The organism is Arachidicoccus terrestris, from assembly GCF_020042345.1.
Classification (GTDB): Bacteria; Bacteroidota; Bacteroidia; order Chitinophagales; family Chitinophagaceae; genus Arachidicoccus; species Arachidicoccus terrestris.
Genome location: NZ_CP083387.1, coordinates 3,038,002 through 3,059,511, shown reverse-complemented (window position 1 = coordinate 3,059,511; position 21,510 = coordinate 3,038,002). Strand labels below are relative to the sequence as shown.

Annotated in this window: 10 protein-coding genes, 2 tRNA genes and 5 rRNA genes; 6 read left to right on the top strand and 11 right to left on the bottom strand. The window is 43.1% G+C overall.

The window, feature by feature from the left end:
- Positions 1-5 precede the first annotated feature (5 nt).
- A complete protein-coding gene (locus tag K9M52_RS11910) occupies positions 6-875 on the bottom strand; it encodes an AraC family transcriptional regulator (RefSeq protein ID WP_224068648.1) in 870 nt (289 codons plus the stop codon).
- A 369-nt stretch (positions 876-1,244) separates the two neighbouring features.
- On the opposite strand from K9M52_RS11910, the gene K9M52_RS11905 reads away from it, so the two are divergent.
- Positions 1,245-1,850, top strand: a complete 606-nt coding sequence (locus K9M52_RS11905; RefSeq protein ID WP_224068647.1) for an HD domain-containing protein — start codon at positions 1,245-1,247, stop codon at positions 1,848-1,850.
- Between the two features lie 196 nt (positions 1,851-2,046).
- Here K9M52_RS11905 and K9M52_RS11900 read toward each other — a convergent pair whose 3' ends face one another.
- Together K9M52_RS11900 and K9M52_RS11895 are read right to left on the bottom strand one after the other, a co-directional pair.
- A complete protein-coding gene (locus tag K9M52_RS11900; protein WP_224068646.1) occupies positions 2,047-4,410 on the bottom strand; it encodes a TonB-dependent receptor in 2,364 nt (787 codons plus the stop codon).
- 183 nt (positions 4,411-4,593) lie between these two features.
- Positions 4,594-5,172: a cytochrome b/b6 domain-containing protein gene (locus K9M52_RS11895; RefSeq protein WP_224068645.1), complete on the bottom strand. Its 579-nt coding sequence runs from the start codon at positions 5,170-5,172 to the stop codon at positions 4,594-4,596.
- A gap of 156 nt (positions 5,173-5,328) precedes the next feature.
- Here K9M52_RS11895 and K9M52_RS11890 point away from each other — a divergent pair, with 156 nt between their 5' ends.
- Positions 5,329-5,817 (top strand): hypothetical protein, encoded by a 489-nt coding sequence (locus K9M52_RS11890; protein ID WP_224068644.1) that lies wholly within the window; start codon positions 5,329-5,331, stop codon positions 5,815-5,817.
- A gap of 122 nt (positions 5,818-5,939) precedes the next feature.
- Complete coding sequence (locus K9M52_RS11885) at positions 5,940-6,551, top strand: Crp/Fnr family transcriptional regulator (RefSeq protein ID WP_224068643.1); 612 nt, start codon at positions 5,940-5,942, stop codon at positions 6,549-6,551.
- 197 nt (positions 6,552-6,748) lie between these two features.
- Here the strand turns inward: K9M52_RS11885 and rrf (K9M52_RS11880) are convergent.
- The 5 genes from rrf (K9M52_RS11880) to K9M52_RS11860 all read right to left on the bottom strand — a co-directional run bounded on the left by rrf (K9M52_RS11880) (position 6,749) and on the right by K9M52_RS11860 (position 11,969).
- Positions 6,749-6,862, bottom strand: a 5S ribosomal RNA gene (gene rrf / locus K9M52_RS11880).
- 114 nt (positions 6,863-6,976) lie between these two features.
- A 23S ribosomal RNA gene (locus K9M52_RS11875) occupies positions 6,977-9,790 on the bottom strand.
- Between the two features lie 304 nt (positions 9,791-10,094).
- A tRNA-Ala gene (locus K9M52_RS11870) sits at positions 10,095-10,168 on the bottom strand.
- Positions 10,169-10,217: 49 nt separating this feature from the next.
- Positions 10,218-10,291: transfer RNA gene (locus K9M52_RS11865), tRNA-Ile, on the bottom strand.
- 148 nt (positions 10,292-10,439) lie between these two features.
- Positions 10,440-11,969: ribosomal RNA gene (locus K9M52_RS11860) — 16S ribosomal RNA — on the bottom strand.
- Together the 16S, 23S and 5S rRNA genes with 2 tRNA genes alongside form the textbook arrangement of a ribosomal RNA operon.
- A 705-nt stretch (positions 11,970-12,674) precedes the next feature.
- Here K9M52_RS11860 and K9M52_RS11855 point away from each other — a divergent pair.
- The 3 genes from K9M52_RS11855 to K9M52_RS11845 all read left to right on the top strand — a co-directional run bounded on the left by K9M52_RS11855 (position 12,675) and on the right by K9M52_RS11845 (position 15,356).
- On the top strand, positions 12,675-13,367 hold the full coding sequence (locus tag K9M52_RS11855) for an alpha/beta fold hydrolase (RefSeq protein ID WP_224068642.1): 693 nt from the start codon (positions 12,675-12,677) through the stop codon (positions 13,365-13,367).
- A 78-nt stretch (positions 13,368-13,445) separates the two neighbouring features.
- On the top strand, positions 13,446-13,700 hold the full coding sequence (locus K9M52_RS19200; RefSeq protein WP_224068641.1) for a winged helix-turn-helix domain-containing protein: 255 nt from the start codon (positions 13,446-13,448) through the stop codon (positions 13,698-13,700).
- 447 nt (positions 13,701-14,147) lie between these two features.
- The gene (locus K9M52_RS11845) at positions 14,148-15,356 is read left to right on the top strand and encodes an RNA-guided endonuclease TnpB family protein (protein WP_224068640.1); all 1,209 of its coding nucleotides are present in this window, start codon (positions 14,148-14,150) and stop codon (positions 15,354-15,356) included.
- Here the strand turns inward: K9M52_RS11845 and K9M52_RS11840 are convergent.
- The 3 genes from K9M52_RS11840 to K9M52_RS11830 all read right to left on the bottom strand — a co-directional run bounded on the left by K9M52_RS11840 (position 15,346) and on the right by K9M52_RS11830 (position 21,380).
- Positions 15,346-17,238: an outer membrane protein assembly factor BamB family protein gene (locus K9M52_RS11840; RefSeq protein ID WP_224068639.1), complete on the bottom strand. Its 1,893-nt coding sequence runs from the start codon at positions 17,236-17,238 to the stop codon at positions 15,346-15,348. The two genes, K9M52_RS11845 and K9M52_RS11840, sit on opposite strands and share 11 nt — an antisense overlap.
- 1,100 nt (positions 17,239-18,338) lie before the next feature.
- A 5S ribosomal RNA gene (gene rrf / locus K9M52_RS11835) occupies positions 18,339-18,452 on the bottom strand.
- A gap of 114 nt (positions 18,453-18,566) precedes the next feature.
- A 23S ribosomal RNA gene (locus tag K9M52_RS11830) occupies positions 18,567-21,380 on the bottom strand.
- Positions 21,381-21,510: the final 130 nt, after the last annotated feature.

Below are 21,510 nucleotides of genomic sequence, written 5' to 3'. Positions count from 1 at the left end.
CAAATTTAACCGGAAATAAACTGGCGCTGATAATTCAATGGGCTTTTTCCAGTAATCATTTTAAAATACTTATGGAAACTAGTAAAATTATTAAATCCGCTCTCATAGCAAAGCTGTTTCAGGCAAAGGCGATTCTCAATTAAAAGCTTACAGGCGCGTCCCACACGCAGCTCAATAATATACTGAGAATAAGTCTTCCCCGTTCTGGACTTAAAATATCTGCAAAAAGAGTTCTGGCTGATATTAGCGATTTCAGCAATTTCCTTAAGTTCTATTTTGCGATTGAAATTTTTCAAAGTGTAATTATAAACTGCATTGATTCTTTCAGAATCCACTTCAATTGATTCGGGATGAAACCCTATGGATGACAGTATCTCAATATCGGTACACGCCGCAATTACCGACAAAGCTTCTATTAACAAAAGGATTCTTTGAGAGCCGTTGGCACCGATCAATTGATCCAAAAGGCCAGCTACTTTATGTCTGGTGACTCCCCTCAGAACAATCCCTCTTTTTGCATTTGTAAGCAACACTTTTAGCCTCGAATTCTCCGGCAGTTCTAAAAACCGGTCCCCCCAAAAATTTTCTTCAAAATGGGAAACAGTAACATCTGCAGATACGGCCGCATTTTCATCAAAATATACATCGTCAAACCGCCAGTAATGAGGCAAATTTGATCCGACTAATACCACATCTCCAGCTTTAAATCTTTTGACACTATCGCCAATAAACTGAGAACCTTCTCCGCTTCTGAAATGAATCAGTTCCACTTCGGCATGAAAATGCCATCTGTTATTTACATAGGGAACGCGATCCCGGCGCACACTAAAGGACAAATCTGGGCCTTTGGACACTTTTAACAATTGAGCTCTCATAAAGGTCTAATTTAAAAAGAAATGTGAAAGAATAGCAACCTCAAGATAATTAATAATTATCATTAGTTAGCAAAAAGTTACGCAACCGTTTTCGTATTGATAATTAATTTATTACAGTTTAAATGTATCAATATTATATATACAATTGATAACATATATTCCATTGATAATCAGCAAATAACTTAAATAATTTCCTTCGCACCTAGGGCAAAAATGTGACTAAAAATTTGTTAAACAATGATACAGCAAACACGACTCATTTTCAAGCTTTAACTACAATCCTCTATATGTAAGCAGCATAAATTCGTAAAGAATAAAGAATCAAAAATATTCGGCTACCTTTGGCCTTCTCACAATTATTTCAAATCTATGAGTTCCGCCGATTTATTAAAGCAACTTGCTTTTATTCAAGAAATTGACAAACTAAAATATATCCAGCGCAGAACAAAACTATTTAACAGTGACAGACGAGAAAATGATGCGGAACATAGCTGGCATCTGGCCATGATGACCATTATTCTGGCTCGTCAATCTGACAGGCCAGTTGATGTACTGAAAGTATTAAAGATGGTATTGATTCACGATATAGTAGAAATTGATGCCGGGGACACTTTCATTTTTGACACCGCTAAAAATCATACAAATACAACCGAAGAGCGGATTGCAGCCAAACGAATCTTTGGCTTACTGCCAAAAGAACAAGCACAGGAATTCATGACCATTTGGGAAGAATTTGAAGCTGGGGAAACCGATGAGGCTAAATTTGCCAGATCAATGGACAGGCTCGAACCATTATTACAAAATGTGTCCAATAACGGAGGCACATGGGCTGAATATAACATTGATTATCAACAAGTCATGGAAAAGCAAAATGTTCATGAGGCTATATCTTCCTCCATCGCGACTTATGCAGAGAATATTATAAATGAAAGTGTTGACAACGGAATACTGAGAAAAGAAAACCCAGGCAAATAGTAAATATGACTTGATCAATCATAAGCCCCCCCCTTGGAAACATCTCCAGGATTAATGGATAGAGAGTCTTACGAAATCTATCTCCTGTTTTGCCCGCCTTTCCAACATTAGAGTCAGACAATACGCTATACACCGTCATTAAGGTTTGACCATCAGTTGTCAAAATATAAGCGTGTCATTTATTAAGCTCCATCGATCAAAACTTATATGTAATGGAGCCCGTAATCCGTAAAGGATTTTGAGGCGCCATCCGAACGGACCAGTATCTTTCACTGGTCAGGTTATCTGCCTTCAACCCGATTCTAAAATGAGGCTGATCATAAAACAGCGCCGCATCCAATACCGTGTAAGCCGGAATAATAAATTTAAACTTGTCGGTATTGCTTTGAAAAGATTCGCTTCCATATATCCCGCCAAAACCCAAACCAAGGCCTTTTAATGCTCCATCAACCATACGATAGCTTAACCATAGATTCGCCGTCCTTGGCGACCCCGAAGTTACAGGTCTTAAGCCCAATATTGAGGAATCGCTCTTCGTATATTTACTTTCATTATAGGTAAAACCGCCGATTATATTAAGTCCTGGTAAAGGGTTAGAAATCAATTCTAGCTCAAATCCTTTACTTACCTGCGTCCCGTCCTGGATACTAAAATCAGGATGCTCAGGATCATCGCGCAGCATATTGGATACATTAATATTATAATAGCTGAGTGTCGCATTCAAAAACGGGTAATCCACCTTAACACCTGCTTCCCATTGGTTCGCTTCATTAGGTTTAAATGTATGGCCATCAAAATCTGCCCCACTGACATTATTAAAGCCATTCATATAATTAGAAAATAAGGAAACCTTATCTCTGACCACCTGATAGACTAATCCGAACTTAGGTGAATAGGCTGTCTGTTTATAGGCTCCGGCACTGGAATCAAGATCCGGATAATAAACCCCTTTGTTAATGTACCTGTCGGCCCGTATACTGGCCATTGCTAATAGCTTATCGGTAATATTCAATACATCAGAAATATAGGCGCTATAGGTTCTTTCGTTCACAGATACAAAATTGGTAAATTGTGCTTCTTCAAATAGGGGTGCCACTTTTTCTATATTAAAATCCCTGTACGCGGCCCCGGGCTTTTTAAAATTCAATTCAGGCATATTTACTGTTGCATCATTTCTGGTAGCCCGTAAACTGTAAAAATCAAACCCCACAACCAATCGATTACGAAGGCTCCCTATTTTAAAATCTCCTATAAAATTCTGTTGAATATCAGTTCCGTAATAAGGATACTGCTGATAAGTGACCGACTGGCGAAGTGTAGAATCAGATCTGATTGACAATGCGGTAACATATCCGTCTGACGATGAGCGCGTCCTGGATACCACCGTCTGTGAAGTCCAGTCATCCGATATCTTATATTTTGCCTGCGCAAAAATATTATATTGCTGGCTGGTATAGTTAACCGTATTATTTGAAAACGACAGATTATACGGTATGCCCAGCTCTTCTACGCTTTTGGCTTTTCCCGTTTTGATCGGAGATAACCTGATGGGAGAAGTTGCCTTATAGCTACTAAGTTCTGCATCCAATAGCAACGTAAGTCTGTCATTCACTTTATAAGAAAAGCTCGGTGCGAACAGGTAGTTCTTACTAAAGCCTGCATCCTGAAAGCTTCTTTCACTGTGTAAAGCCGTGTTCACTCTTAAAAGAGCTGTTTTCTCAGAGTTAAGAGGCGTATTGATGTCGAAGGTAAGGCGATTTAAATCCCAGTTGGCCGCGGAATAACTCACTTCCCCCTTAAAACTTTCAAATGGTTTTTTGGTAACTCTATTGAATAAGCCGCCGAAAGATGAAATGGTGCTACCAAAAAGAGTAGCCGATGGCCCCTTTATCACTTCTATACGTTCCAGGTTAGCAGGGTCGATGGTCGCGAAGGTAAAGCTTCCCACTCCGTTGCGGACCAATTGAGGCGTCGCAAACCCCCTTGAAATAGAAGTAGTGCGGCCTTGATTGCGCACTTGTGCAATTCCGGCTCCGGGAACATTCTTAAAAGCGCTATTATAATCTGTAATGAGCTGCTCGTTCATCAGTTCTTTGCTGACAACTGTATAGACTTGCGCATTCTCCATATTTTTCAGAGGCATTTTTGCCACATCATCACTTTCTTTTCTGGCAAAGCGGTTCCCCCCGCTAGAAACCATCACTGCCTCCAGGTTGTTAGCGGAATAGAGTAACGTATCGCGGAACTCAGTTGTTTTGCCTCCCACTAATTCGAACGCTTTCTTCTTAAAATGGTAACCGCTCAAAGAAAGTGATAGAACGTGAGAACCAGCCGGTAAATCATGAAAGTAAAATTCACCGCTGGCATTTGTAATCGTATTTTTACGTAGCTGCGGGATACTAACTGTCACACCAATCGCCGGATCTCCTTCTTGGGTAAGAATAATGCCATGCACTTTTGCATTATCGGAATGCTGGGCATGAAGGGGAGCGAACGGGAGTGCCAAAATGCATAAAAGTACCAGATATGCTGCTCTATAGAGCATCTTATTTAATCTCATGCTAAACAGGGAATATAAACGCATTTTTAATTTTTTGTAAACAATGTCAACAATACGGCGCAAATGTAGAACACTGACAACGGAACCATTTTCGAATATGGGAAAAATATGAATCGTTGCGACTCTACAGGTTAAAGTCAATATCAATCATATTGTCTTTTCTCAAAACCAACACGAGCACTGTCAAGAACCACCATGGATCATCCGTGAAATAATCCCTTTGTTCTTCCCCAACTCTGCAAAGACAAGCCCTACAAGATGCAGGACAACGAAAGCAACAGCATAATACATGGACAGTATATGTATTTTGACAGCTATCCTATGCAGATCATGCCATTGTTTGCCCCACACAATAAGGATACCGGTCAATAATGAAGTTGCAAAACAGCCATAGAAAAGTAGGTAGATAGTGGACTTCAGTCGATCCTTTCCCGTGATCCCAGCTTTAAAAGGGTTTTCAAAAGTTGCACCCTCAACTTTTAGGACGATCATCCGTATAAGATATAGCCCCAGCAATATATACCCTGCAACTGTATGCCACTGCCACATTGGAGCCCGGATAGATTTTCCTATTAAGGAGGCCTCTTTACCAGACAGCTCGATGTTTCGTTTAAGAAGTTCTGACCTGAGTATCATACCCATATGATCCTTGTTCATCCAGTTCTGTCTTAAAAAGATAGTGAGCATAATGAAAAGAAAGACACCAGCAATTAGCCAGTGAACAATCCTGAGTGCCCGGCTATAGGTTTTAGGAGAAGACATTAATTATAACTTGAATAGCGAAAAGAAAAGCGAAATTAATCAAGCAGCCAGAATTTCATTTACGAGTTCGGGAAAAACATCATATTCAATATGAATTTAACTTAAGTGAATTTTATTCGAACCACGGCATTCTACTTTTGTATTAAACAAACAATCATGACACTATCAAATCTTGGGATTTTCCACACAATCGTCGGCCTTATCTCGCTGATAAGCGCAGTAATATCTTTTACACGATATAGTAAAATAAGCCTGGAACGTTTAACCGGTAAATTATATCTATATGGTACAGTCATCACTTCAATAACAGCCTTAGGACTATCAAAAAACGGTGGGTTCAATGCAGGCCATATATTTTCACTATTTATCCTGATGCTGGTACTGACCGCCTACTACTTAAACCGTAAAAGAAAAGGCAGTAAACGGGCCAGGCATTTTGAGAATTTTACACTTTCCTTCAGTTTCTTCCTTTCATTGGTACCGACAGTGAACGAGACTTTCACACGCATACCTGTCGGCCACCCTTTAGCAACAGGGCCTTCCGACCCTATAATTGGGAAAACGCTGTTATGCCTTTTTGCCACTTTTGTGATCGGGACAATTCTCCAGTACCGAAAACAATGTAAAATCAATAAGCTACAGTAATATGATCTTATTTAAACGTCAATCCAAAAGAATGATGCAATTCCAGCAAATTGCTTAATTTCATACTCAACTCTATTTCAGGAGTCCGTCAAATAAATGCATGACCTAATTTTTAATTGAAAATGGACAATCCCTGGTCAGATTTTTTGCAAAATATTCTTATACCCTTTGGCGGGCTAACAGCGGAGGATGTTATGATTAGCCTCCCTCTGTGGAAAAGTAGAACAATAGCCAAGGGGGATTTCTATAACAAACAAAATATTGTTTGTCAGGATTTAGGCATAGTTGTAAGGGGAATATTTAGAATCTATTATTATGATCCTGCTACGGATGAAGAAAAGAACCTGTTCTTCTTTTCAGAAAACCAGTTCATTGTTTCTTTCCGGAGTTTCCTGGCACAGTATCCGTGTGTATATTATATAGAAGCTCTTGAGGACGCCGAAGTATTGTTTATATCTTACCAGGAGTTACAGCTTTTGTATCAAAAGCATAAATCCTGGGAGCGTTTTGGCCGCATGCTGGCAGAATATTTCTTCCATAGTTCTCAGGCAAGGGCAGAAGAGCTTTTATTTTTCAGCCACGAAAAGCGTTATCAGGATCTGTTAAATCAGCACCCAAATATCATTCAGCGTGTGGCTTCATTCCATATTGCATCATATCTTGGTATTAAAAATCAATCCCTAAGTAGAATAAAAAAAAGAATACAGGATAATATTCAGTCTAAAAATCCATGAACACATACCCAAAAAGTGAAAGTTCATACCTAATACTGCCGGAAAGAACACGCCGAAAATAGGACTGCTGTGTTAAGGATTGATTCTTTTGACAATAGCAATTTACGCTTCCGTTTATGATCAAATTTTCTCTTCGCTTTTCGGTTCATATATAAGCAAAAAAGTCTCCGTAAGCAATTACGGAGACTTTTCAATAAATATGGCAGCTACCTACTCTCCCAGGGATAAGACCCAAGTACCATCGGCCATGAGGGGTTTAACTTCTCTGTTCGGTAAGGGAAGAGGTGAAGACCCTCGGAATAACCACCATAAAAAATTCGTGTGCATTATGCTCTATGCTTACGGCACACTTAATAAGGTCATATTGGAAAAGCTCAACTTTAGAGCAACTATCTTTACCATTTCAACAATAAAAATAGATTTAAAAAATAAAGCGTACGGGCAATTAGTACTACTCGACTTTGATGTTACCACCTTTACATCTATAGCCTATCAACGTCATCGTCTCTGACGACCCTTAAAAGTAAACTCATCTTGAGGGAGGTTTCACGCTTAGATGCTTTCAGCGTTTATCCTGGCTGTACGTAGCTACTCAGCACTACACCTGGCGGCATAACTGATTCACCAGCGGTACATACGACCCGGTCCTCTCGTACTAAGGTCATGTCCTCTCAATTTACTTGCGCCCACCACAGATAGAGACCGAACTGTCTTGCGACGTTCTGAACCCAGTTCACGTGCCACTTTAATGGGCGAACAGCCCAACCCTTGGGACCTTCTCCAGCCCCAGGATGTGACGAACCGACATCGAGGTGCCAAACCTTACCGTCGATATGAGCTCTTGGGTAAGATCAGCCTGTTATCCCCGGAGTACCTTTTATCCTTTGAGCGATGGCCCTTCCATTCAGAACCACCGGATCACTTTAGCCGACTTTCGTCCCTGCTCGGCGTGTATGCCTCACAGTCAAGCACCCTTATACTAATGCGCTCTATGTACGATTACCAACCGTACTGAGGGTACCTTTGCAAGCCTCCGTTACTTTTTAGGAGGCGACCACCCCAGTCAAACTACCCACCATGCAATGTCTCCTTGTTCAGGATTAGGTTCTAAGCAACAGAAGGTTGGTATTTCAACGTTGACTCCACACACACTGGCGTGCATGCTTCATAGTCTCCCAACTATCCTACACATCGGTTGCTCAAAATCAATGCAAAGTTGTAGTGAAGGTTCACGGGGTCTTTTCGTCCCGTGGCGGGTAACCGGCATCTTCACCGATACTACAATTTCACCGGGCTCGTGGAGGAGACAGTGTTCAACTCATTAGACCATTCGTGCAGGTCGGAACTTACCCGACAAGGAATTTCGCTACCTTAGGACCGTTATAGTTACGGCCGCCGTTTACTGGGGCTTCAGTCAGAAGCTTCGCACTTGCGCGCTAACATCCTTCCTTAACCTTCCAGCACCGGGCAGGTATCAGGCTCTATACGTCATCTTTCGATTTTGCAGGGCCCTATGTTTTTGTTAAACAGTTGGTTGAACCTATTTACTGAGACCATATCGCTATGGTATGCTTTATCCCGAAGTTACAGCATTAATTTGCCTAGTTCCTTCTCCACGGCTCACCCGAGCGCCTTAGAATACTCATCCCGTCTACCTGTGTCGGTTTGCGGTACTGGCTGCATATCTCGCTTTTCTTGGAACCACTTTTATCCGTTCGCTTCCCCCGAAGGTTCTACTCAGATGCCCTATTCCGTCAGGACATACAGACCACGGTGATCCGTCACTTTTATTGATATGCAGGTAAAGGAATATTAACCTTCTTTCCATCAGATACCCCTCTCGGGTTTTCCTAAGGACCAGACTAACCCTGATCCGATTAACGTTGATCAGGAACCCTTAGACTTTCGGCGTTAAAGTTTTTCACTTTAATTATCGTTACTTATGCCTACATTTTCTTTTGAAAACGCTCCAACAGTGGTCGCCCACCATCTTCAACGCTGTTTTCAATGCTCCCCTACCAATATACACCTTAAGGTGCAATTTTAGGACTTCGGTTCATGGCTTGATGCCCGATTATTTTCCGTGCAGGACCTCTCGACCAGTGAGCTGTTACGCACTCTTTAAATGAATTGCTGCTTCCGAGCAAACATCCTGGCTGTTATAGAAGTCCCACCGCGTTTATTCAACTTAGCCATGGATTGGGGACCTTAGTCGCTAATCTGGGTTATTTCCCTCTCGGCCACGGACCTTAGCGCCCGTAGCCTCACTCCCGGAGATATGTGTTAGCATTCGGAGTTTGTCAGGGTTTGGTAGGCGATGAAGCCCCCTAGCCCAATCAGTAGCTCTACCTCTAACACACTTCTTTATATCCGAGGCTGTTCCTAAAAACATTTCGGGGAGAACGAGCTATCTCTCAGTTTGATTGGCCTTTCACCCCTATCCACAGGTCATCCCAAGACTTTTCAACGTCAACGGGTTCGGTCCTCCATTTTGTGTTACCAAAACTTCAACCTGCCCATGGATAGATCACAAAGTTTCGCGTCTACCCCCACTGACTGAACGCCCTATTCGGACTCGCTTTCGCTACGGCTCCGTTATTTAAGAACTTAACCTCGCCAGTGAGGAGTAACTCGTAGGCTCATTATGCAAAAGGCACGCCGTCACACCATAAAGATGCTCCGACCGCTTGTAGGCGCACGGTTTCAGGTACTATTTCACTCCCCTGTTCGGGGTACTTTTCACCTTTCCCTTACGGTACTGGTTCACTATCGGTGTCTGAGGAGTATTTAGCCTTACCAGATGGTGCTGGCAGATTCACACAGGATTCCTCCGGTCCCGCGCTACTCAGGATACTGCTCGTTGGTATTAATTTATGCCTACAGGATTTTCACCTTCTGTGATGTAACTTTCCAGATACTTCAGCTTGATAATACCGCCTAAATGCAGTCCTACAACCCCTATGAGGCACGCCTCATAGGTTTGGGCTCTTCCCTGTTCGCTCGCCACTACTTAGGGAATCATTGTCTTATTTTCTTTTCCTCCCGGTACTTAGATGTTTCAGTTCTCGGGGTTGGCTCTCTTTGCAGAGTGATATGTCTTCAACATACCAGGTTGTCCCATTCGGAAATCTACGGATATAACGCTCGTGTGCAACTCTCCGCAGCTTATCGCAGCTTACCACGTCCTTCTTCGCCTCTCAGACCCTAGGCATCCACCATGCGCCCTTAATTGCTTTAAAAAATTTAGAAATTGTAGTGATGTTACCACCACTATGTGTTTGATCAGCTCTCCTTCCGTCTTACAACAGAAAAAAAGCCTCTCGTTACTCTTATTGTTTTTGCTTTCCCAATATGTCAAAGATCTTTATCTACCCTCTACGCCTACTACTTAACTATTACTAGCCGTTCGCTGACTCAGGCACATCTGTCAGTGTATGGAATCCGATTCCTGCTGCCGCTGTCTTTTGATCACCTCTGTAATCAATCAACCCGCTTACACTTAACTCATCTTAATTTAAGAACTGTTCTTTTTACTTCTTAATGTGGAGGATATCGGAGTCGAACCGATGACCCTCTGCGTGCAAGGCAGATGCTCTAGCCAACTGAGCTAACCCCCCATTTATATACCTTACAGTATAGCACTTCAGAATCTCATCGAATTCTTTGTAGTCCCGCCCAGATTTGAACTGGGGACCTCTACATTATCAGTGTAGCGCTCTAACCAACTGAGCTACGAGACTGTGACTGTTTGAACCCTATCGCCAATCTATAGCCATGTGTTACATTGAAGTTGGCCGTCAGTGCTATCTGTTTGAAAGAACTAATAAGTTTAAAAGGAAAATAAATAACAGTAATGCTACTCCGACTTGCGTCGGCGCGCCGCTCTAAAAAGGAGGTATTCCAGCCGCACCTTCCGGTACGGCTACCTTGTTACGACTTAGCCCCAATTACCAGTTTTACCCTAGGCAGCTCCTTACGGTTACCGACTTTAGGTACACCCAGCTTTCATGGCTTGACGGGCGGTGTGTGCAAGGTCCGGGAACGTATTCACCGTATCATTGCTGATATACGATTACTAGCGATTCCAGCTTCACGCAGTCGAGTTGCAGACTGCGATCCGAACTGAGAGAGGGTTTTTGAGATTCGCGCCTTGTCGCCAAGTGGCTGCTCTTTGTCCCTCCCATTGTAGTACGTGTGTAGCCCTGGGCATAAAGGCCATGATGACTTGACATCATCCCCTCCTTCCTCGCGTCTTACGACGGCAGTCTCATTAGAGTTCCCAGCTTAACCTGATGGCAACTAATGATAGGGGTTGCGCTCGTTGCGGGACTTAACCCAACACCTCACGGCACGAGCTGACGACAGCCATGCAGCACCTTGCTTCATGTCTATTGCTAGAAAATACCCTTTCAGGTACCGTCATTCGCATTCTAGCCCAGGTAAGGTTCCTCGCGTATCATCGAATTAAACCACATACTCCACCGCTTGTGCGGACCCCCGCCAATTCCTTTGAGTTTCATTCTTGCGAACGTACTTCCCAGGTGGATTACTTAATGCTTTCGCTCAGACGCGCACTGTGTATCGCGCACGTCGAGTAATCATCGTTTAGGGCGTGGACTACCAGGGTATCTAATCCTGTTTGATCCCCACGCTTTCGTGCCTCAGCGTCAATTTTCGCTTAGCCAGCTGCCTTCGCAATAGGTGTTCTATGTCATATCTAAGCATTTCACCGCTACATGACATATTCCGCTGACCTCAACGACATTCAAGACCTATAGTATCCAAGGCAGTTTCCGAGTTAAGCTCGGAGATTTCACCTCAGACTTACAAGTCCGCCTACGCACCCTTTAAACCCAGTAAATCCGGATAACGCTTGCACCCTCCGTATTACCGCGGCTGCTGGCACGGAGTTAGCCGGTGCTTATTCATAGGGTACCGTCAAGCTCTGTAAAAACAAAGTGTTTCGCCCCCTATAAAAGAAGTTTACAATCCAGAGGACCTTAATCCTTCACGCGGCATGGCTGGTTCAGACTTGCGTCCATTGACCAATATTCCTTACTGCTGCCTCCCGTAGGAGTCGGGCCCGTGTCTCAGTGCCCGTGTGGCTGATCATGCTCTCACATCAGCTAATGATCGTCGGCTTGGTGGGCCGTTACCCCCCCAACTACCTAATCATACGCGCGACCATCCTCATCCACCGGAGTTTTAATAATCATGTGATGCCACATCATTATATTATGGGGTATTAATCCGAATTTCTTCGGGCTATCCCCCAGATAAGGGAAGGTTTCGCACGTGTTCCGCACCCGTTTGCCGGTCGTCAGCTCAAGTATTGCTACTCAACTGTTACCCCTCGACTTGCATGTATTAAGCCTGCCGCTAGCGTTCATCCTGAGCCAGGATCAAACTCTCCATTGTTAATGTATTGTTTGAACTGACTAAATTTCTCTCGAAAATTAGGCGTCAAAATTTGTGTTCTTTTTCAACGCTTCGTAGTGTCTTCCTTACTGTTATTTGTATTTTCCTTTCAAAGATCTTTATAGAAATATCTCTATCCCTATCTTGCTATACCATGCACCTCACGGCACACCGTACTCCCTACTTTTTTTACCCCGCCAATCTTCTGACAGTCTCTACCGTCAGGCGGAGTGCAAAGGTAGTAAACACGCATTTACCAACCAAATATTTTAAGTAGATTTTTTTTATTTTTCTCGCAGGTCTGAGACTCGCAACTTGCTGTTAACCACCCCCTTACAAAGAAAAATATCTTAAGAACTGACCCGCCTTAGCACCCTCTTTTCCGTCGCGGGATTGCAAAGGTAATACCTTTTACTGCAACAACAAATTTATTTTAGAAATAATCCAAAACTATTTTATGAAACCCAATGTTTATAAGACTTTCAGAAAAGAAAAAATATTCAGACAAAAGCATTCTGCATCAATTTTAAAGGTAGTAAGGCCATAAGTTCTGAGTAAAGAAGGCAAAACCAATTCAAAAAAGAAGATGACTTACTATCATCTGCGGCCAATTAACAGACATCTAATATTGTCATATTCTATAAATCCCGCCCATATACAGTACCTTTAAAAATGTCGTTGACATTCTTTAATTCCAGATAAATCATGATGGTGAATAAAAAAGACGAAAAAATATTTGTATTGATTCCTGGCGGCTGGCACGGAGGCTGGGCATTTGACTCTATTCAGGAAAGGCTTGAAAAAATGGGGCATAAACTATTCCCCCTTACATTGCCAGGCCTTGAAGACTCTGCTCCAGATCAAAATAAAATAATAAATCTGGATACACATATCCAGTTTGTAGTGGACATGTTGATAGATCAAGGCCTCAATAATGTAATCTTATGTGGGCACAGTTACGGCGGCTTAGTCATTACAGGAGTTGCAGACAGACTTTCTGAGAGAATCAATGCCCTTGTTTATATAGATGCTTATATCCCTGAAAATGGCGATTCGTGCTGGAAGCTCACAAGCGACATTTATAGGGACCTTTTTATAGCAGGATGTAGCGACGATGGGTTTACAGTGGCGGTTCCTGCTGGAACAGATAGTCGAAGAGTGCCACACCCAATGGCCACATTCTTGCAAAGCCTGCGTCTAAACGGCAATTATAAACAAATTGGCAACCGGGTCTTCATATACGCATGTGGTTGGGAAGCGACACCCTTTAAAAAGCAATTCGAAGCGCTGAAACATAATCCGGAATGGCACATTGAAACGATAAATTGCGGGCATAATATAATGAGGGAAGCCCCAGACAGATTAATCTCTATCCTACATGAAGTCTCCATAAAATAAATGCAGGGAGCTTGACTTAAAAATCCTGAGTATATTCAGGAAGAAAATTTTAGAACCATTTTATGGCGGGCTGAAAAGATGGATAGTGTCGAGACTAACACAATAACAGACAGATTAAATGACAGATTAAATGTGGCCATAAAAAGCCTTATAAAAGTAATCAATGAGAATCCTGGACTAGATACTAATAAAATATCATCAATGGTTCAGATAAGCATTAGAACCACTGGACGATACATAAAACAATTAAAAGATAATAACATAATTGAATTTATTGGCTCCCAAAAAACAGAAGGTTATTATTTAACCAGTGAGGCCAAATCATTCATGTAAAAAAACGCACATGAAATAAATTTCTTTGAGACAGTATCCCGAAAAGTCTCTTTCCCAGATAAAAATAGATTTTTAAAAATAAGTAACAACTCAGGTATATAACTATTGAATTGGTTGTCAGTTTATTAGCTTATACCCAAAGGCAACGAGTTTAACACCTACTCGAAGCGCAGCTCCAAACAAAAGAACCTGTCTTTAAAAGTTGACAGCCATCTCCGCTTCTTTCACTGTAATTATTTAGTTTTGCCCCTGTCATCGAAAAGCACTGATACTAATAGGGTGGAGATGATGATGAACCTACTTCGTTGATTTGACCTGACTGTACATCTGCCGCTTTGCTATAAGCAGTAAGAACAGCCATCAATCCAAATATTAATGAAATCATGCCCTGGTCGTATAAGGCCACATTAAAGGGGTACAGGTATTCTATTGTAAAAAAATTAAATTGTGAAAAGCACGCACCTGAAAGCCTATAAATTTCGGATCTACCCCGAAGGGGAGGAGATTAATTTTCTGGCCCGGCAATTTGGCTGTTGTCGGTTCGTGTACAATTATGCCCTTGAACTGCGGCAAAAGACCTATGAAGAGACCGGCAAATCACTGTCTTACTATGATACCGCCAAAATGCTGCCTGTCCTTAAAAGCCGGCAAGAAACCGGGTGGCTGGGCGAGGTGATCGCCCAGCCACTGCAGATGGCCATGCAAAATGTAGATGATAGCTATAAGCGTTTCTTTAAGGGACAGAACAGGTACCCCAGATTCAGGTGCAGGAGCGATCGTCAGTGCTTTAAGCTGCCACAGGGCTTCAGGGTGGAGGGTGATCACCTCTGGCTCCCTAAACTGAAAACAGGGATCAGGATAAAAATAAGCAGGCAGATCAAAGGGAAAATATTATACCTGCATCTGTCCAGGACCACTACAGGCAACTATTACGTTTCCTTTACCTGTGAGGTCCCCAGGGAGATACTGGCCGGTACGGGTAAGGATACCGGTGTCGATGTAGGGATCAGGGATGCCGCCATCCTGTCGGACGGCACCAGGTATGAAAACATCAAACCGCTGAAGACACTGGAGAAGAAACTAAAACACAGACAAAAGCAACTCTCCAAAAAGCAGAAAGGCAGCCAATCCAGGAAACGGCAACGCTGTAAAGTAGCCTGGCTGCATGAAAGGATAAAGAACCTCAGGGAGGACCACCTGCATAAGATCACTACCGACATTGTCAAGAATCACGACACCGTCGCAATAGAGGACCTTGCGGTGAAAAACATGTTGAAAAACCACTGTCTGGCAAAGTCCCTGTCAGACGCTTCACTGGGAAAGCTATTGCCCCAGCTAGCGTACAAATGCGACTGGTATGGCCGGAAGTTCGTGAAAGTTGACCGGTTCTTTCCCTCTTCCAAAACCTGTCATGCTTGCGGGGAAAAGAAAGAAGACCTGACTCTGGCAGACAGGGCCTGGACCTGCAGCTGCTGTCATACCACGCATGACAGAGATGTCAATGCCGCCCGGAACATACTCAGGGAAGGTCTTAAAATATTGTCTGGCTGTGGTGCGCAGTCGGACACTAAACAAAAACAGGCGGAGGCGTTCCCACCAGGGGAGTCTGTGAAGCCTGAAGCGAAGGCTATGCAAAAGGAAAAACCTAATGCATAGTTGAGCAGTACAAAAGCACCAGGTTACCATCAACATCCGACAGGATCACTCTACCATTATCAACCGGAGTGGCAGGGTTCAACATAACGTCCCCTAATTTAAATTCCCAATTAATAGTGCCGGTAGCACTTTCAGCGGAAACAGCCACACCACTGCGGAAAGTAAAGTAAGCGTGCCCGTCCATTTCCAGAATCGCAGATTGATTGTCATCCGCCCCATTCTCGACGGGAGTTTGCCAAACGATAGAAGGTTCTGTAGTTTTTGTACTATAAGCAAACAGCATATTGCCTTTTTGCGCTTTCACATAGACTTTACTGCCATCAGCCGAAATACCCAAAGCTTCATTTATTCTGGGTTGCTCCTTCGTCCGCCACAATACTTTCCCAGTAGCGGCATCCAGGGCGGTTAATATCTGGTCAGGACCAGCAATAAATACTTTCCCATTGGACGCTACAGGCCAACAAGCAGCCGGTGCATAAAAAGCAGAAACGGAACGAATTTCATTTAGGGCCCATTTCCAGATTAATGCACCAGTTTTTACATCCAATGCATAAAAATTATTGTCCCAACAACCAAAATACACCTTGCTGTCATATACAACTGGCTTCGTCTCAATCCAGCCCTTCATTCCATCAAAAGACCATAACTGTTTCCCCGTCTGCAGGTCAATAGCCCGGAACTTGCCGTCACTGCCCCCAATCAGTACCTTACCATCCTCAATGACCGGGTTCCCTAAAACCCATTTATCCGCTGCAAATTTCCACAGAACTTTGCCGCTTTGTGTATTCAGACAATAAATAAAACCATCAGCAGAGCCAAACACCATTTTATCATCGTAAATCGCAGGTGCAGAAAAAATACTTTTGCCGGTTTTAAATTTCCATAACTCCTTTCCGGAAACAAGGTCAAAGCAATGCATAAGGCCAGCCCGGTCACCTACCATAATCTTACCTTTGTCATAAGAGGCTGCTGCCGAAATACCTGCCGGGATCTGATGCTGCCAAACGGTCTTAACATTTGTAAATCTTTTATTAATGGATAAATCAGGCATATGCTTTACGTCTGTATAATTTGCGGGCCTAATGGAAAGCTGATGCCAAAGAGTCCGTTTATTTATTTCAGGATTGACCTCTATAAAATAAATACTGTCAGAAGTTACTTTTACCATCGTGTATCCTACGGGAGAGTTCTTATCCTTACTCTTACGCCCAGGGTTTGTACGAGCCATTACGCCAGGCAATCCGTCAAAATCCATCTTACGATTGCGATGGCCATGCCCTACCAACACAACAGGCACCTTATTTTCTTTAAAATAATCAGATAGCTTATACCAGTTACTCATACTATTATTCAATGGGTAATGCGTAAATGGTATGATAATATGATTGTGTTTTTTGGCCTTCTCCACTTCCTTTTCTACCCATTTAAAATCATCTGGTGTAATATAACCATCTCCTCTTCTTACAATAGGTCCTGTCTGAAACCCAATAAATGAAATGCCTCCATAGTCAAATGCGATATTTCTATGGTCAAACACGTCCTGAAACCCGGTTGCACCGGATTCAGACCATTTAGTATCGTGATTACCTGGGACGATATAATACGGCTTCTTAAGTCTATCCAGAACCTGTTTAGCGATCCTAAGATCCATATCATAGCCGAAGTCACTTATATCCCCCGAAATAATCGTAAACTGCACGTCTTTATTACTGTTGATATCATCGACAGAAGCCTTCAGGTCGTCAATATGCTTGCTGCCCCTTTCGATATGAATATCGGTTAACCAGGCGAACTGAAGATTTCTTTGTTGTCCAAAGCCGTACCTCACAGCAATCAGGCAAAATACAGCAAGTAATAATGATTTTCCGTATTTTTTCATCATCCGATTTTAAAAATTTAGGTGTTATATGATACGATCTGAATATGTATTTTGTAGAGCACGGGGAGCGCCGCGCAAGGTCATTTTGTAGCGTGATAGACCGGTGCATTTACACCTAAGGCTTAAACGTTGCTCTTCACACCGAAAATAACAATTATTTTGTATCAAACCGCTGCCACAGAATGGCAATACTACCCAAAACACCTGTAAACAGGGAACTCAATCGTTTGCTTAATTTGTAAATCAGCCGGTAAAATTGTTTAATTTGAGTGGCCCAACTCGTGGATGTGAAAATGAAGAACCTGGAGCTAGCTTTACCAATCGATTTAAAATTCAAATAGTATTTCAAAATATAAAACGGAATTACCGAAAAATAAAAACATGCTCCGGCAAAAAACCATCTCAAAAAAGTTTACAGATGACTAAAGTTAAATATGGCGCCACGGCATTTGTGCCAAGCGAGTCGATCTGATTCGATATATGCCATATTTCCAAGACACATACCAATGAAAGCAAGATGCCAGATACAACAATAATACTGCTGAAGACAATGGATTGATCTTAGCTGGCAATACTGGGGCGGTACCGGTTTTTGCCGGTACCGGATTACATTTGCATTCGATACAACAATAATTGCCAAATCAGGAAGTAAAATAGGTCCAAGCTAGGAAGTAAAACGGCGCCAATCAAGAAGTTTGCGTATCCTTATAAAAACAATTCAGTAACAATGCCTCAAAACAATGAATGTGTACCGGGCACCTGTACCAGTTTTCTGTGGAATTATTGTACCACTTTCCATGGAATATGCACATATTAACTGAAATCCAATGAAATAACAAACACAGGAAAAAATAATAATAGAAAAAATAAAGAACACGTGGCTTAAAAATCAAGATGAAATACAAGTATAAAGCTTCAAAACAACCATCTGGATAAAGCCCTGAGACTCAAAAGAGCTTATATGACCGTAAATGATCCCATAAGCGGAACTGTAAAATAAGTCCTTACTCTAATTGGCGAAAAATAGCGAAATCGCCTCCAATCATCTTCCCCATGGGCATAAAAAAAAGTCTCCGTAATTGCTTACGGAGACTTTCAAATAAATATGGCAGCTACCTACTCTCCCAGGGATAAGACCCAAGTACCATCGGCCATGAGGGGTTTAACTTCTCTGTTCGGTAAGGGAAGAGGTGAAGACCCTCGGAATAACCACCATAAAAAATTCGTGTGCATTATGCTCTATGCTTACGGCACACTTAATAAGGTCATATTGGAAAAGCTCAACTTTAGAGCAACTATCTTTACCATTTCAACAATAAAAATAGATTTAAAAAATAAAGCGTACGGGCAATTAGTACTACTCGACTTTGATGTTACCACCTTTACATCTATAGCCTATCAACGTCATCGTCTCTGACGACCCTTAAAAGTAAACTCATCTTGAGGGAGGTTTCACGCTTAGATGCTTTCAGCGTTTATCCTGGCTGTACGTAGCTACTCAGCACTACACCTGGCGGCATAACTGATTCACCAGCGGTACATACGACCCGGTCCTCTCGTACTAAGGTCATGTCCTCTCAATTTACTTGCGCCCACCACAGATAGAGACCGAACTGTCTTGCGACGTTCTGAACCCAGTTCACGTGCCACTTTAATGGGCGAACAGCCCAACCCTTGGGACCTTCTCCAGCCCCAGGATGTGACGAACCGACATCGAGGTGCCAAACCTTACCGTCGATATGAGCTCTTGGGTAAGATCAGCCTGTTATCCCCGGAGTACCTTTTATCCTTTGAGCGATGGCCCTTCCATTCAGAACCACCGGATCACTTTAGCCGACTTTCGTCCCTGCTCGGCGTGTATGCCTCACAGTCAAGCACCCTTATACTAATGCGCTCTATGTACGATTACCAACCGTACTGAGGGTACCTTTGCAAGCCTCCGTTACTTTTTAGGAGGCGACCACCCCAGTCAAACTACCCACCATGCAATGTCTCCTTGTTCAGGATTAGGTTCTAAGCAACAGAAGGTTGGTATTTCAACGTTGACTCCACACACACTGGCGTGCATGCTTCATAGTCTCCCAACTATCCTACACATCGGTTGCTCAAAATCAATGCAAAGTTGTAGTGAAGGTTCACGGGGTCTTTTCGTCCCGTGGCGGGTAACCGGCATCTTCACCGATACTACAATTTCACCGGGCTCGTGGAGGAGACAGTGTTCAACTCATTAGACCATTCGTGCAGGTCGGAACTTACCCGACAAGGAATTTCGCTACCTTAGGACCGTTATAGTTACGGCCGCCGTTTACTGGGGCTTCAGTCAGAAGCTTCGCACTTGCGCGCTAACATCCTTCCTTAACCTTCCAGCACCGGGCAGGTATCAGGCTCTATACGTCATCTTTCGATTTTGCAGGGCCCTATGTTTTTGTTAAACAGTTGGTTGAACCTATTTACTGAGACCATATCGCTATGGTATGCTTTATCCCGAAGTTACAGCATTAATTTGCCTAGTTCCTTCTCCACGGCTCACCCGAGCGCCTTAGAATACTCATCCCGTCTACCTGTGTCGGTTTGCGGTACTGGCTGCATATCTCGCTTTTCTTGGAACCACTTTTATCCGTTCGCTTCCCCCGAAGGTTCTACTCAGATGCCCTATTCCGTCAGGACATACAGACCACGGTGATCCGTCACTTTTATTGATATGCAGGTAAAGGAATATTAACCTTCTTTCCATCAGATACCCCTCTCGGGTTTTCCTAAGGACCAGACTAACCCTGATCCGATTAACGTTGATCAGGAACCCTTAGACTTTCGGCGTTAAAGTTTTTCACTTTAATTATCGTTACTTATGCCTACATTTTCTTTTGAAAACGCTCCAACAGTGGTCGCCCACCATCTTCAACGCTGTTTTCAATGCTCCCCTACCAATATACACCTTAAGGTGCAATTTTAGGACTTCGGTTCATGGCTTGATGCCCGATTATTTTCCGTGCAGGACCTCTCGACCAGTGAGCTGTTACGCACTCTTTAAATGAATTGCTGCTTCCGAGCAAACATCCTGGCTGTTATAGAAGTCCCACCGCGTTTATTCAACTTAGCCATGGATTGGGGACCTTAGTCGCTAATCTGGGTTATTTCCCTCTCGGCCACGGACCTTAGCGCCCGTAGCCTCACTCCCGGAGATATGTGTTAGCATTCGGAGTTTGTCAGGGTTTGGTAGGCGATGAAGCCCCCTAGCCCAATCAGTAGCTCTACCTCTAACACACTTCTTTATATCCGAGGCTGTTCCTAAAAACATTTCGGGGAGAACGAGCTATCTCTCAGTTTGATTGGCCTTTCACCCCTATCCACAGGTCATCCCAAGACTTTTCAACGTCAACGGGTTCGGTCCTCCATTTTGTGTTACCAAAACTTCAACCTGCCCATGGATAGATCACAAAGTTTCGCGTCTACCCCCACTGACTGAACGCCCTATTCGGACTCGCTTTCGCTACGGCTCCGTTATTTAAGAACTTAACCTCGCCAGTGAGGAGTAACTCGTAGGCTCATTATGCAAAAGGCACGCCGTCACACCATAAAGATGCTCCGACCGCTTGTAGGCGCACGGTTTCAGGTACTATTTCACTCCCCTGTTCGGGGTACTTTTCACCTTTCCCTTACGGTACTGGTTCACTATCGGTGTCTGAGGAGTATTTAGCCTTACCAGATGGTGCTGGCAGATTCACACAGGATTCCTCCGGTCCCGCGCTACTCAGGATACTGCTCGTTGGTATTAATTTATGCCTACAGGATTTTCACCTTCTGTGATGTAACTTTCCAGATACTTCAGCTTGATAATACCGCCTAAATGCAGTCCTACAACCCCTATGAGGCACGCCTCATAGGTTTGGGCTCTTCCCTGTTCGCTCGCCACTACTTAGGGAATCATTGTCTTATTTTCTTTTCCTCCCGGTACTTAGATGTTTCAGTTCTCGGGGTTGGCTCTCTTTGCAGAGTGATATGTCTTCAACATACCAGGTTGTCCCATTCGGAAATCTACGGATATAACGCTCGTGTGCAACTCTCCGCAGCTTATCGCAGCTTACCACGTCCTTCTTCGCCTCTCAGACCCTAGGCATCCACCATGCGCCCTTAATTGCTTTAAAAAATTTAGAAATTGTAGTGATGTTACCACCACTATGTGTTTGATCAGCTCTCCTTCCGTCTTACAACAGAAAAAAAGCCTCTCGTTACTCTTATTGTTTTTGCTTTCCCAATATGTCAAAGATCTTTATC

Bases quoted from the DNA above. Each gene is read 5' to 3' on its own strand.
- K9M52_RS11910 (WP_224068648.1), bottom strand. From the start codon at position 875: ATGAGAGCTCAATTGTTAAAAGTGTCCAAAGGCCCAGATTTGTCCTTT.
- K9M52_RS11905 (WP_224068647.1), top strand. From the start codon at position 1,245: ATGAGTTCCGCCGATTTATTAAAGCAACTTGCTTTTATTCAAGAAATT.
- K9M52_RS11900 (WP_224068646.1), bottom strand. From the start codon at position 4,410: ATGAGATTAAATAAGATGCTCTATAGAGCAGCATATCTGGTACTTTTA.
- K9M52_RS11895 (WP_224068645.1), bottom strand. From the start codon at position 5,172: ATGTCTTCTCCTAAAACCTATAGCCGGGCACTCAGGATTGTTCACTGG.
- K9M52_RS11890 (WP_224068644.1), top strand. From the start codon at position 5,329: ATGACACTATCAAATCTTGGGATTTTCCACACAATCGTCGGCCTTATC.
- K9M52_RS11885 (WP_224068643.1), top strand. From the start codon at position 5,940: ATGGACAATCCCTGGTCAGATTTTTTGCAAAATATTCTTATACCCTTT.
- K9M52_RS11855 (WP_224068642.1), top strand. From the start codon at position 12,675: ATGATGGTGAATAAAAAAGACGAAAAAATATTTGTATTGATTCCTGGC.
- K9M52_RS19200 (WP_224068641.1), top strand. From the start codon at position 13,446: ATGGATAGTGTCGAGACTAACACAATAACAGACAGATTAAATGACAGA.
- K9M52_RS11840 (WP_224068639.1), bottom strand. From the start codon at position 17,238: ATGATGAAAAAATACGGAAAATCATTATTACTTGCTGTATTTTGCCTG.